The organism is Inquilinus ginsengisoli, assembly GCF_031453975.1.
GTDB lineage: Bacteria > Pseudomonadota > Alphaproteobacteria > DSM-16000 > Inquilinaceae > Inquilinus > Inquilinus ginsengisoli_A.
Genome location: NZ_JAVDPW010000007.1, coordinates 82078 through 94993, shown reverse-complemented (window position 1 = coordinate 94993; position 12916 = coordinate 82078). Strand labels below are relative to the sequence as shown.

Sequence of the window (12916 nt, the reverse complement as noted above, 5' to 3'; positions counted from 1 at the left end):
GGGCATCCGGAGACTGTCGACACCCTCTGGATTGCCGGGTCAAGCCCGGCAATGACAGAAAGGCAAGAGGCCGGGGCTAGGTGCCCTGCCCCTCCAGCGCCTCGACCGCCAGGCGGGCGGCGGCGAGGTCTTCCAGCGCCGTGCCGACCGATTTGAACAGGGTGATCTCGTCCGGCGATCCACGGCCCCGGGCCGTGCCGCGGGCGAGGTCGTGCAGGTCGGCCAGGATCGCCTCCGGCCCGATCACGCCGGCCTTGATCGGCTGCAGCAGGTCGCCGGCCTCGGCCAGGGCGCCGGCGCGGGTGTCGACGAAGATGCGGGCGCGGCGCACCGCCTCGTCGTCGCATTCCCGCATCGCCGGCAGATAGGCGCCGGCGAGGTCGAGATGGGCGCCGGGCTTCAGCCAGGCGCCATGCACGATCGGCTCGCGCGACTGGGTGGCGCAGGACACCAGGTCGGCGTCGCGCACCGCGGCTTCGAGATCGGTCACGGCGCGGACCGGCAGTCCTTCCGCCGCCAGCTGCGCCGCCAGCGCCGACGCCTGCTCCGGCCGCCGGGCCCACAGGGCGATGTCGGTCAGCGGGCGCATGGCGAGATGGGCGCGGATGAAATGCGGCGCCAGCGTGCCGGCGCCGACCATCACCATGCGCGCCGCATCCGGCCGGGCCAGGTAGTCGGCGGCCAGGGCCGAAGCCGCGGCGGTGCGGCGGTTGGTCAGGGTCGGCCCGTCCATGATCGCGCGCGGCACCCCGGTGGCGCCGTCGAGCAGCAGGTAGGAGCCGACGATGAAGGGCAGGTCGCGGGCCGGGTTGCCCGGCATCAGCGACACCAGCTTGATGCCGATCGCCTGTTCCCGCTCCCAGGCCGGCATGATCAGCAGGGTGGCGTCACCGGCCGCGGTCGGCACGGTGTGGTGGTGGCGCAGCGGCGCCTCGACCTCGCGGCGGAAGGCGTCGCGCAGCGCCTCGATCAGGGCACGCGTGTCGAGCGCCCGATCGAGGGCAGCGGCATCGATGGAGCGCATCAGGTCAAAGACCGTTTGATAATGCTACTGGCATGGCCGCCTGATGGTGGTTTCTGCGCTTCCGGTGCTCACGGACCCAAACGTCCGCTGCGCTCCGGTTCTCGAAACCCCCACCATTCGACTCATGCCAGCGCATTCTCAAACGGCCTTTCAGCGGGTCTGGCTGGTGGGCAGGGCCGGGCGTGCCGCGTCGGCGGCGTTGCGGTTGGCGAAGGCGGAGCCGCCGGTCTTCTGCCGCGCCTTCATCCCTTCCAGATCCTTCTGGGTCGCGGCCAGCCGGCTTTCCAGCCGCCGCATGCGGAAGCCGGAGGCGAAGCGGCCGAACCACAGGGCCAGGGCGCCGATCAGCATGCCGAACAGCAGCGGCAGCAGCGCCACCAGATACAGCGGCGCGTCGATCCGGAACGGCAGCGGCCAGAGGCCGAGCGTCGCCATCTCGCGGTTGCTGATCGCGAAAGACAGCAGCAGCAGGGCGAAGGGAATGGTGACGATCCAGGCGATGTAGCGCACGGGTTTAGCCCTCGCGGTGGGTCGGGCCCGAACCCTCGGGCCCATCAGTCATCCGTATTCAGGCGTTCGCGGAGCTGCTTGCCCGTCTTGAAGAACGGCACCAGCTTCTCCGCCACGTCGACCGCCACGCCGGTGCGCGGGTTGCGCCCCATCCTGGCGTCACGGCGCTTGACCGAGAAGGCGCCGAAACCCCGGAGCTCGACCCGCTGGCCCTCGGCCAGCGCCTCGGTGATCCGGTCGAAGATGGTCGTGACGATGCGCTCGACGTCGCGTTGATAGAGATGCGGATTGCGCTCCGCAAGCCGCATGATGAGCTCGGACTTGGTCATGTCCCCCGAATCCCTGTCCGCCGCCTTGTTGTCGACGCGGTCGTTGCGTCGCCGCTGCCCCGAACTGACGGCAAGCGGCGATGGTGCCAGCACGGCCGGCCGAAGGCAAGGACAAGTCCCTCTGCAAAAAGGGAATTCCGGGAATTCGAGGCCTGATCGGCGTCAGCCCGCGGCGCGGATCTCGCCGACCGGTCGCCGGCCCCCGCGCCGGACCATCACCACGGTCGCCGCCAGACCGCACAGCGCCGCGAAAGACAGCCAGACGCCGGGCATCGCCGGGTTTCCAGTGGCATGGATCAGCCAGGTGCACAGCGCCGGGGTGAAGCCGCCGAAGGTCGCGGTCGCCAGGCTGTAGGCCAGCGAGAATCCCGTGGTGCGCACCTCCTCCGGCATGATCTCGGTCAGGAACGGGATCATGGCGCCGTTGTAGCTGCCGTAGAGGAAGGACAGCCACAGCTCGACCGCGAGCAGGCGGTCGAAGGACGGCGCCGACACCAGCCACTGCATCGCGGGATAGGCGGTGAGCAGGGTGAGCACGGTGCACACCACCAGGATCGGGGTGCGGCCGATGCGGTCCGACAGCGCGCCGGCGAGCGGCAGCCAGATCAGGTTGGTGATGCCGACGCACAGCGTCACCACCAGGCTGTCGATGCCGGCGAGATGCAGCGCCTGGCTGCCGAAGGTCGGGGTGTAGGCGGTGATCAGGTAGAAGCTGACCGTGGTCATCGTCACCAGCAGCATGCCGAGCAGGACGATGCCCCAGTTGTCGGCCACGGAGCGCAGGATCTGCGCCGCGCTGGGGTGGTGGGTGCGCGCCTTGAAGGCCTCGGTCTCCTCCAGCGAACGGCGCAGCAGGAAGATCAGCGGCACGATCATGCAGCCGACCAGCAGCGGCAGGCGCCAGCCCCAGAGAGCGATCGATTCCGGCGGAAGCACCGCGCTCATCAGCACGCCGAGCGAGGCGGCGACGATCACCGCCACCTGCTGGCTGCCGGATTGCCAGGCGGTGTAGAAGCCCTTGTTCCCCGGCGTCGCGATCTCGGCCAGGTAGACCGAGACGCCGCCGAGTTCGACCCCCGCCGAGAAGCCCTGCAGCAGCCGGCCCAGCACGATCAGCACCGGCGCCAGCACGCCTAGCGTCTCGTACCCCGGCAGCAGGCCGATGGTCAGGGTGCCGACCGCCATCAGCCCGAGCGTCAGCAGCAGGCCGGCGCGGCGGCCGTGTCGGTCGATATAGGCGCCGAGTACCAGGGCGCCGAGCGGACGCATCAGGAAGCCGGCGCCGAAGGTGCCGAGCGACAGCATCAGCGAGGCGAAGTCGTTGCCGGTCGGGAAGAACACCTTGGCGATGTAGGTGGCGTAGTAGCCGTAGACCATGAAGTCGTACATCTCCAGGAAGTTGCCGCTGGAGACGCGGAGGACGGCCATGGCCTGGGATCGGGATGTCGCCGCTGCACGCACGATGGGGCCTCTCTGGATCAGAACCGACGCTGCTTTCCCCCTGCCCTGTCCCTCGTCCTCCGCCGGTCGGTTGTCAATGGCCCGATATGTCCGGCGGACCGGTCCGGTGCGTGGCCCCTGGCTTTTCAGATACCCAAATTTCCGCCATTCCCACGAAAGCGGGGATCTCCTCGTGGCTCGACCGGAAAGGAGATTCCCGCTTTCGCGGGAATGACGGCCGAGAAAAAGGCGGAACCAAAAGAAAAGGCCCGCCTCCTTTCGGAGGCGGGCCCTGCACCGGCCGTGTGGCAGGTGCTTACTTCTCTTCGGTCGTGTTCTCGCGGGCCCGGCGCAGAGCGGCGCCGAGGATGTCGCCCAGCGAGGCGCCCGAATCGGACGAACCGTATTCCGCCATCGCCTTCTTCTCCTCCTCGACCTCTTTGGCCTTGATGGAGAGCGAGACCTTGCGGGTGGCGCGGTCGACCTGGATCACCTTGGCGTCGATCTTGTCGCCGACGGCGAAGCGGTCCGGGCGCTGCTCCGACCGGTCGCGCGACAGGTCGGACTTGCGGATGAACCCGACCAGGCCTTCGCCGACCGAGACCTCGACACCGCCGTCGTTCACTTCCGTGACCGTGCCGGTGACGACTTCACCCTTGCGCAGGCCGCCGGTGGGGGCGGACGCAGCCTTCTCGAAGGTGTCCTCGGTGAGCTGCTTCATGCCGAGGCTGATGCGCTCCTTCTCGACATCGACGTCGAGGACCTTGACCTTGACCTGGTCGGCCTTCTTGAACTCCTGGATCGCCTCTTCGCCGGAACGGTCCCAGGCGATGTCGGAGAGGTGAACCATGCCGTCGATCTCGCCCGGCAGGCCGACGAACAGACCGAATTCGGTGATGTTCTTGACCTCGCCTTCGAGCTCCGTGCCCGCCGGGTACTTCTCGGCGAACACTTCCCACGGGTTCGGCAGGCACTGCTTCAGCCCGAGGCTGATGCGGCGCTTCACCGGATCGACGTCGAGCACCATCACCTCGACCTCCTGGGAGGTGGAGACGATCTTGCCCGGATGGACGTTCTTCTTGGTCCAGCTCATCTCCGAGACATGGACCAGGCCTTCGATGCCCGGCTCCAGCTCGACGAAGGCGCCGTAGTCGGTGATGTTGGTCACGCGGCCGCGGAAACGGGCGCCCGCCGGGTACTTGGCGACCACACCCTCCCACGGATCGGCCTCGAGCTGCTTCATGCCGAGGCTGATGCGCTGGGTCTCCGGGTTGAAGCGGACGACCTGGACCTTGACGGCCTGGCCGATCTGCAGCGCCTCGGACGGATGGTTGATGCGGCGCCACGCGATGTCGGTGACGTGCAGCAGGCCATCGACGCCGCCGAGATCGACGAAGGCGCCGTAGTCGGTGATGTTCTTGACCACGCCCTCGAGGATCTGGCCTTCCTTGAGGTTGGCGACCAGCTCGGAGCGGGCCTCGGCGCGGCTCTCTTCGAGCACGGCGCGGCGCGACACCACGATGTTGCCGCGCGAGCGGTCCATCTTGAGGATCTGGAACGGCTGCGGCGTGCCCATCAGCGGGCTGATGTCGCGCACCGGCCGGATGTCGACCTGGCTGCCCGGCAGGAAGGCGACGGCGCCGTTCAGGTCGACGGTGAAGCCGCCCTTGACCTTGCCGAAGATGATGCCGGTGACGCGAAGCTGGTCGGTGAACGACTTCTCGAGCGCGGTCCAGGACTCTTCGCGCTTGGCCTTCTCGCGGGACAGGACGGCTTCGCCGTTCTTGTCTTCCATCCGCTCGATGAACACCTCGACGGTGTCACCGGGGACAAGCTCGACGACCTGGCCGGGAACGGCGAATTCCTTGAGCGCCACGCGCCCCTCGGACTTCAGCCCAACATCGATCAGCACCATGTCGTTGTCGACCGAGATCACCCGGCCCTTGACGACGGTACCTTCGAAGCTCTCGGACTGGCCGAGCGACTCTTCGAGAAGGGCGGCGAAGCTTTCCTTCTCGACCGATTTGACGGCGGCGGAACTGGTAGCCATGAAAACTCCCGTTAGAGACGAACCGGTCGTCGCGCCGGCGGGTCGTCCCGCCTGGGAGAGCGCGATGGCCGGGCCGGGCCCAATGCCCGAATCTCCATCATCTGTGGTCCGTGACGGCCCGAGGCTCAGGTGGCGGTGCGCGGAGGGCCGATCCGGCGGGACACGAAAGCCAGAGCCTGGTCGAACACCTGGTCCGCCGTCAGCTGGCTAGTATCCAACAGAAAAGCGTCGCTCGCCGGGACCAATGGGGCCACGGCACGGCGACGGTCGCGCTCGTCTCTCTGTCTCAGGTCGTCAAAGACCTCGGTGTATATAGCCTCGTGGCCGCGCTGTAGCAACTCCTTCCACCGGCGCTCGGCGCGGGTCTCCAGAGTCGCGGTGACGAAGACCTTGGCCGGGGCGTCGGGGCAGATCACCGTGCCGATGTCGCGGCCATCCAGCACCGCCCCCGGCTTGCGGCCGGCGAAGGCGCGCTGGAAGTCGAGCAGCGCGGTGCGCACCCCCGGAATCGCCGAGACCCGGCTGGCCGCCTGGGCCGCGGCGTCGCCGCGCAGATCCTGGTCGCCGAGCGCGCCGAGGTCGAGCGCCAGCACCGCGGCGAGGCCGGCGATCGGATCCTCCGGATCGCCGCCGGCGCGCAGCACGGCAAGGCCGACGGCGCGGTACAAAAGGCCGGTGTCGAGATGGTCGAAGCCGTAGGCGTCGGCGAGGCGGCGGGCCAGAGTGCCCTTGCCGGAAGCGGCGGTGCCGTCGATCGCGATCACGGTCATGCTGCCTCGCGGCGGGCGCAAAGCCCGGTCGCCGGCGCGGCGAGGCCGGGCCTCAGGAAGCGGTGCGGGATCGTGAGTTGCAAGAAGCCTTCCCCAAATCGGCCCCGCCGGAAGCGGGGCGAGAACGGTCGAACCGCGGGCTGATAGCATGGATGCGGCGGGGGCGGAACGGCAGCCGGGCGTTTTCGCAGGCGTTTTGTTTTTGACAGGGCCGCGCTGCCATGGCAGATGGCGCCCTCTAATCCTGACATGATCCGAGGAGGCTCGGCGTGGCGAAGCCTGAATGGGGCGCCAAGCGCATCTGCCACAATTGCGGGGCCCGCTACTACGACTTGCAGCGTGACCCGATTATCTGCCCGAAATGCGGCACCGAGTTCGACCCGGAGGCCTTCCTGAAGTCGCGCCGTTCGCGGTCCGCGATCGTTGACGAGCCACCGGTGAAGGCCCGCGCGGTCGTCGCCGATGAGGACGCCGATCCGTTGGAGGAGGAGTCCGAAGAGGACGAGACCACCGAGGAGATCGTCGAAGAGGTCGAGGTGATCGAAGGCGGCGAGCTCGACGAGGGGCTGGGCGAGGAGGATGGTGAGCCTGTCCCCGCCAAGGAGAAGGCGCCGGCCGACGAGTTCGATCCCGAAGAGGAAATCGTCGAGGAAGACGATGCCCTGATCGAGGATGTCGACGACCTCGGCGAGGAGGATGTCGACGTCGAAATCGAGGATGACGGCGAAGAACGGAACCGCTGATCGATTTCTTGAAAATACCTCTTGCATAGGCGGGGCGGATGAATAAGATCCGCCCCCGCCGACCTACCCCGGCCGAACACGCCGGAAGACGTCGACCCAGAGTTTCGGGGCCATAGCTCAGCTGGGAGAGCGCTACAATGGCATTGTAGAGGTCAGCGGTTCGATCCCGCTTGGCTCCACCAAGACAGAAAAAGGCTCAGCCGGAAGCGGCTGGGCCCTTTTCCTTTCCGGCTCGGTGCGGTGTCAGAAGCGGGCGCAATTCGGGCATCGTCGTCGACTTGGCGCGATGGACGCGACACACGCATCGATAGCCCGGACATGCCCTGCCAAGTGCTCCGGTCCGATCTTTGCGCACCGTCGTCTTGTGCCCCTTCGAGTGCCCGACGAGGCCCGCGATCTCGCAGACCGGGCCATCGCGGCACCGGGCGAGCTTCGCTTCGTATCAGTTCATCGGCTCCTCCGTTGATGAAGGCGCCTCCCCCGGACCCGACACGGTGGGAGCTATCGGCTTGCGCCGACGTCGGGTCTCCAGACGGTCCCCGCCACGGGCCGGCATCCGCTACCGGCTGGTTCCGTGAACGTCGCGATGGGAGACGGGTCCGAGAGGCGTCCTTCCTGGTATGCGCTCCGGTTGCGCATGCGACCGAGACGCCGCCCGGCGAGGGCGGGAGGGAGCGAAGGCAAGGGAGCAGAGGGCCGGAGGGGATTCACCCGCCCCGGACGCGAAGCGTCCGGGGCGCAGCGTTGCAGGCCTCGGCCGAAACCTGGGGAGACCGGCCCGGCGCCGGCGGCAACGCCGCCGCTCGCCCCTTGCCGGCGCGGGAACCTGGGTTCCCCTGGGCCCGCGTCCGCGGGCTCGTGGTGATGCGAGAGGGATCGGTTTCACCCCGCAGGGGACGAGATCCGCGACTGCGGAGCTCGGCGGAGCGCAGCGCAGGAGAGCCCGGGCCGGAGGCCTCGCCCCGTCACGTTCACCAACAGCCTCGGCATCGACGCTTCACAGAGCCATGATTCCGCAGACGCGGGACGATTGAGGGGGCCAGCCACCCTCTGCGCAAGGGTCCGCGGCCTCACGGCCGCCAGGGCACCGGGCCTCCTCAGGTTTCGGCCGCGTCCGCGGCCTGCAACGCTCCGCTGCGCTTCGCCCCTTCGCAAGCGACGGGCTGGGCGATCCCCCTCCCGCCGCCCTGCCCTTGCGCCTTCACCCCCGCGCCTCGCCGACGGGGCGTCTTCGGTCGCATGCGCAACCGAAGCAGGATGAAGGACGTGAAACAGATCCCGTTGGACAAGCTGCAGGCATCGACGCCCGCCGAGCGCAAGCATGGCGTCATCGTGGTCCACGAGCGGCCGGACGGCAGCTACGGCGTCGTCATCGGCAAGCGCTGCCTCAGGCTGCTACAAGAGCTTCACGGACGCGACCTGATCCCAGCCGACACCCCGGTTCAGTGCCTGGTCCTGGACGAAGGCGGGGATCGGTGACCGGTGTCCGGCCAGAAGTCCGCCACTCCGAGCTGTCGTTCGGACGTGGCCGGAGCGCGCCATAAGGAGACGCCATGCCAGCGCTCCGAATCCGGACATCGGTTTGAGCAGCACAATCCGGCTCCTTCTTCCCAGTCCGAGGAGACCGAAGTGCCAGAAACCGGCCATTGTGGTCGACTCTCCGAGGCGGACTTCGCCGACTTTGATCCGAACCAGCTGGCTGCAAACACCGCAGGGCGACCGCCAGCGGGAGATACCGATATCGCCAGAGGGGGAAGCTGGATAACACCATGCCGTGGCCCTCGCTCCCAGCCGCGCCGATGCAACGCGCGTCTTGTACTCCAACATCAGGATCGCCTGGTGGCATCAACTACGGTGCGCGATCCAACGCTGGCTCGATGAGACGGATCGTCAGAACGATCTGCCTCTCAATGGCGACCGGGTCGCCGGTCTCCCTCAGCCGCCAATAGCTCCATGTCGCGTTGACCAGGGTGTAGATGCTGATGCCGAGGTCGAAGAGCCGCTCGTCGTCCCAGCTCGTGCCCAGCCGGCGAAGAAGACGCACGTAGTTCGACGCGAAGAGCTGCGAATGCGCGCGGGCGATCCGGAGCAGGTCTTCATAGTAGTAGGATGCATCAACGATGGTGCGATCGAGGCCGATGCCGAGTTGGTAGGTCCAGGTCTCGCGAATGAGATCGGCAAGCTGCGCCCGCCAGCCTGCCCTATCGATCCTCTCCGATCCCGCTTCGAGGAAGCCGCGCACCTGGGCCAGCTTCTCCTCGTAGATCTCGGCGATGATCGCTTCCTTGTTGGGAAAATAATCATAGACAGAGCCGATTTTGATCCCTGCCTGCTCCGCAATGGCATTGGTCGTTATCGCCCGGATGCCCCTTTCGCGCATGACGTCGTGCGCCGCCTCCATGATCGCCGCCTTGATCTTGCGCGATCGAGCCTGGACCGGCCTGCGCTTCGCCGTCGCTCCCGTCTTTCCGGGCGTGAAACTTGTCATTCCGGCCACCCTCTTCTTTCTTTGGCAAGAAAATTGCATCCAATTCGCATGGCCATCACCGGCTCTTGCGCACCGCCTCAATCCGAGTAATTATTCGGATATAGGCCGCGCGATCCATCTGCCCAATGGCGGCCGCACAATCACTCTTTTCATAACGAACAGGGAGATTTCGGTGCTGAACCGTCGGCAATTCGCGCTCGCCTCCGCGGCCTCCGTCGGCGCCCTCGCGCTGGGAAGGTCGGGATCGTCTTTCGCCCAGACCGAAAAGGTGGCGCGATTCCGCCTGATTATCGATCCGGAAGGCCTCTATAATGTGCAGAGTATTTCCCTGGCCGTGAGCAGCGTTCTCGGCAACTACCTGCTGGAGTCGCTGGTCTATCTCGACGAGAAAGGGGTGGCCCGGCCCTGGCTCGCCGAATCCTGGCAGGCGGACGCCGAAGGCCGCACCATCACCTTCAAGCTCAAGAGCGGCAAGACCTTCCACGATGGCACCCCGTTCGACGCGGCGGCCGTGAAGTTCCATTTCGACACGATCCTCGATCCGAACAGCGCCTCCCCCTCCAAGGGTATCGTCGGGCCCCTGGAGAAGGTCGACGCCCCGGACGGCGACACCGTTGTCTTCCATTTCACCCGGCCCTTCGCGCCCTTCGTCAACCTGCTCGGCCAGTCCTATTTCGGCTTCAACTCCCCGACTGCGGTGAAGGCCGCGGGGCAGGCCTACGCCCGCCATCCGGTTGGGACCGGGCCCTTCATGTTCGACAGCTGGACCCCCGGCACGCGCATCGAGCTGGTCCGCAACCCGAACTTCAAGCAGTACCGCCCGGATGCGGCCAATCAGGGCCTGCCCTATCTCGACCGGGTCGTCCTCAACGTTATGGCCGAGGAAGGCGTGGTGACATCGGCCCTGCAGACCGGCGAGCTCGACGCCGCGCAGCTGACGGCGGACGCGGTCCGGCCGCTCGCCGACGATCCGCAATTCACCGTCATCAACGACAAGAACGCCAAGAACCTGATGTTCATGGAGTTCGACTACAAGAAGGCCCCGTTCAGCGACAGGGCCTTCCGCGATGCGATCAGCCACGCGGTCGATCGCGAGGCCGTCCTGGCTGCGGCCTTCGGCGGCAACGGCATGATCGCGCTCGGTCCGCTGTCGCGCGGCATCCCGGGCTATGACGACACCGTCGCCCAGAAATACGGCACCCCCTATGACCCGGACAAAGCCAAGGCTCTCCTCGACGCCGCCGGCTGGAAGGACGATGGCGGGGTGCGCGCGAAGGACGGTGTCCCGGCCAAGTTCACCATCCGCAGCTATGCCGACAGCACGACGGAACGGGCGCTCGCGGTCATCCAGGCCAATCTCGGCGATATCGGCATCCAGGTCGATGTCGGCACGGCGGATTGGGGCACCTTCTATCCCGGCCTGCTGAAGCCGGATTGGGACATGGACCTCAACCGTTGGACCTGGTCCGACCCGAGCGTCATGTCGCAGCTGTTCCGGTCCCCCGGCCATCGCCAGCTGCTGCCGCCGAACCCGTCGATCGACGATGCCCTGGTCGCCGCCGACACCGCCCTCGATACGACCAAGCGCATGCAGTTCGTCAGCGACGCGCAGAAGGCCGTACTGGAGGATCGGATGATCCTGCCTCTGCTCACCGACTGGCCGATGACGGTGACCCGCGCGGTGCTGCAGGACTACCGCCTCGACTATCTCGGCTATGTCTATGCCGCCGACCTCAAGGTCGCGGAATAGAGAGCGATGGGCCGGTATGTCCTGAAACGCCTGCTGCTTCTGGTCCCGGTGGTGATCGGCATCCTGCTGATCACTTTTCTGATGAAGGCCCTGATCCCGACCGACGCCGCCACGGCGATATATCAAGGCCAGCTCTCGGAACAGGACGCAGCGCAGGCCATCGCCGCGCTGCGGGCGAAATATCACCTGGACCTGCCCTGGTACCAGCAGTTCGTCCTCTATGTCGGCGATCTCGCGCATGGCGATCTCGGGGAGTCGATCCGTCTACGCAAGCCGGTGATCGACGAGATCGGCTACCGCTACGTCAACACCATCCTGCTCACCGGCGCGGCGCTCGCGATCGCGCTGATCGTCGGCCTCGCGACCGGCATCCTCGCCGCCGCCCGGCGCAACACCTGGCTGGACGTAACCGCGACGACGATCGGGCTGTTCGGCATCTCGATGCCGGCCTTCTTCTTCGGGCTGCTGCTGATCCTCCTCTGCTCGGTCTGGCTCAGGCTCCTGCCCGTGGTCCCCCACGGTCCGCTGGCGATCGTGCTGCCCGCTATCGCGCTCGGCCTGATCGAGGCGGCCCCGCTGTCGCGGGTGGCGAGAAGCAGCATGATCGACGTGCTGAGGCGGGACTACATCCTGGCGGCGCGGGCGCGCGGGGCCAGCGAGACCACGCTGATCCTGCGCCATGCCCTGCCGAACGCCCTGATCGTGGTGCTGACGGTCGTGGGGCTGCAGATCGGCAACCTCCTGGGAGGCGCCTTCATCGTCGAGACCATCTTCAGCTGGCACGGCATCGGCGAACTGGCGGTCAACGCGATACAGTGGCGGGATTTCGCGCTGACGCAGTCGATCATCCTGATCAGCGCGGTCACCTACCTCGTGATCAACCTCGCCGCCGACATCCTCTACGCCTGGCTGGACCCGCGTGTGGAGCTCGTGTCGTGACCGAGACGGTGCTCGAGGAACCGGTCTTCAAGGCCGAGCCGCGCTGGCGGCAACTGCGCGGGCGGCTCCTCCGCAATCCCTCGGCCGTGGCCGGCGGCGCAGTTCTGCTCATCCTGATCCTTCTCGCGGCCTTCGCCCCGCTGATCGCCCCCTACGACCCGTTCAAGATCAGCCCTGCCCAGCGCCTGATGCCCCCGGGGACGTTGCATTGGTTCGGCACCGACGAGGTCGGCCGCGACCTCCTGAGCCGGATCATCCACGGCACCCGCTACTTCCTTCTGATCTGCGCCGTCACCGCATCGATCTCCGCCTCCATCGGCACCGTGCTCGGCCTCGTCGCCGGCGCGGGGTCGGCGCTGACGGACGGGATCATCATGCGGATGATCGATGTGCTCCTGGCCTTTCCCTACATCCTGATGGTGCTGGTGGTGGTCGCCATCCTCGGGCCGAGCCTGTGGACCGGCATGGCGGCGGTCGGAATCGCCGGTATCCCCGGATACGCCCGGCTCGTGCGCAGCACGGTGCTGACGGTGAAGTCCGAGGACTATGTCGTCAGCGTCCGGGCGCTGGGGGCCAGCGAGGCGGAGATCCTGTTCCGCACCGTGCTGCCGAACGTGCTGTCGCCGCTGATCGTCTATCTCTCCTTCGCGACGCCGCTGGCGGCGCTGCTCGCCTCGGCGCTGTCCTTCGCCGGTCTCGGCACCCAGCCGCCGGCCCCCGAATGGGGCGCCATGCTCGTCAACTCCCGCACCTACCTGTTCTCCGCCTGGTGGGCCGTGGCCGCCCCCGGCACCGCGCTGTTCATCTCGATCTTCGGCATGAACATCCTGGGCAACGGGCTGCGCGACGTGCTCGACCCGAGGAGCTGAGGCC

General features: G+C 67.2%; 12 protein-coding genes and 1 tRNA gene. 6 read left to right on the top strand and 7 right to left on the bottom strand.

Going from position 1 to position 12916, the window contains the following annotated elements; all coding sequences use genetic code 11:
• Positions 1-76: 76 nt before the first annotated feature.
• From lhpI to cmk, 6 genes are all read right to left on the bottom strand, one after another.
• Positions 77-1024 (bottom strand): bifunctional Delta(1)-pyrroline-2-carboxylate/Delta(1)-piperideine-2-carboxylate reductase, encoded by a 948-nt coding sequence (gene lhpI / locus E9232_RS20055; protein ID WP_309796779.1) that lies wholly within the window; start codon positions 1022-1024, stop codon positions 77-79.
• Between the two features lie 150 nt (positions 1025-1174).
• A complete protein-coding gene (locus E9232_RS20050) occupies positions 1175-1534 on the bottom strand; it encodes a lipopolysaccharide assembly protein LapA domain-containing protein (RefSeq protein ID WP_309796778.1) in 360 nt (119 codons plus the stop codon).
• A gap of 44 nt (positions 1535-1578) precedes the next feature.
• A complete protein-coding gene (locus E9232_RS20045; RefSeq protein WP_309796776.1) occupies positions 1579-1863 on the bottom strand; it encodes an integration host factor subunit beta in 285 nt (94 codons plus the stop codon).
• Positions 1864-2025: 162 nt separating this feature from the next.
• Positions 2026-3324: an MFS transporter gene (locus E9232_RS20040; protein WP_309796773.1), complete on the bottom strand. Its 1299-nt coding sequence runs from the start codon at positions 3322-3324 to the stop codon at positions 2026-2028.
• Between the two features lie 295 nt (positions 3325-3619).
• Positions 3620-5353 (bottom strand): 30S ribosomal protein S1, encoded by a 1734-nt coding sequence (gene rpsA, locus E9232_RS20035; protein ID WP_309796771.1) that lies wholly within the window; start codon positions 5351-5353, stop codon positions 3620-3622.
• A gap of 125 nt (positions 5354-5478) precedes the next feature.
• Positions 5479-6123, bottom strand: a complete 645-nt coding sequence (cmk, locus tag E9232_RS20030) for a (d)CMP kinase (RefSeq protein WP_309796769.1) — start codon at positions 6121-6123, stop codon at positions 5479-5481.
• A gap of 269 nt (positions 6124-6392) precedes the next feature.
• Here cmk and E9232_RS20025 point away from each other — a divergent pair, with 269 nt between their 5' ends.
• The 3 genes from E9232_RS20025 (at position 6393) to E9232_RS20015 (ending at position 8345) form a co-directional block, all read left to right on the top strand.
• Positions 6393-6866 (top strand): TIGR02300 family protein, encoded by a 474-nt coding sequence (locus tag E9232_RS20025; RefSeq protein WP_309796767.1) that lies wholly within the window; start codon positions 6393-6395, stop codon positions 6864-6866.
• A 106-nt stretch (positions 6867-6972) separates the two neighbouring features.
• Positions 6973-7048 (top strand) — tRNA-Ala (locus E9232_RS20020).
• A gap of 1084 nt (positions 7049-8132) precedes the next feature.
• Positions 8133-8345, top strand: coding sequence for a ParB N-terminal domain-containing protein (locus E9232_RS20015; protein WP_309796765.1), 213 nt, complete (start codon positions 8133-8135; stop codon positions 8343-8345).
• A 370-nt stretch (positions 8346-8715) separates the two neighbouring features.
• Here the strand turns inward: E9232_RS20015 and E9232_RS20010 are convergent, their stop codons facing one another.
• Complete coding sequence (locus tag E9232_RS20010) at positions 8716-9267, bottom strand: TetR/AcrR family transcriptional regulator (protein ID WP_309796764.1); 552 nt, start codon at positions 9265-9267, stop codon at positions 8716-8718.
• On the opposite strand from E9232_RS20010, the gene E9232_RS20005 reads away from it, so the two are divergent.
• The 3 genes from E9232_RS20005 to E9232_RS19995 are packed head-to-tail and all read left to right on the top strand — an operon-like array spanning position 9266 to position 12912.
• Positions 9266-11104 (top strand): ABC transporter substrate-binding protein, encoded by a 1839-nt coding sequence (locus E9232_RS20005; protein WP_309796762.1) that lies wholly within the window; start codon positions 9266-9268, stop codon positions 11102-11104. The two genes, E9232_RS20010 and E9232_RS20005, sit on opposite strands and share 2 nt — an antisense overlap.
• Before the next feature lie 6 nt (positions 11105-11110).
• Positions 11111-12043: an ABC transporter permease gene (locus E9232_RS20000; RefSeq protein WP_309796760.1), complete on the top strand. Its 933-nt coding sequence runs from the start codon at positions 11111-11113 to the stop codon at positions 12041-12043.
• On the top strand, positions 12040-12912 hold the full coding sequence (locus E9232_RS19995; protein WP_309796758.1) for an ABC transporter permease: 873 nt from the start codon (positions 12040-12042) through the stop codon (positions 12910-12912). Before E9232_RS20000 ends, E9232_RS19995 begins: the two co-directional genes overlap by 4 nt.
• Positions 12913-12916: the final 4 nt, after the last annotated feature.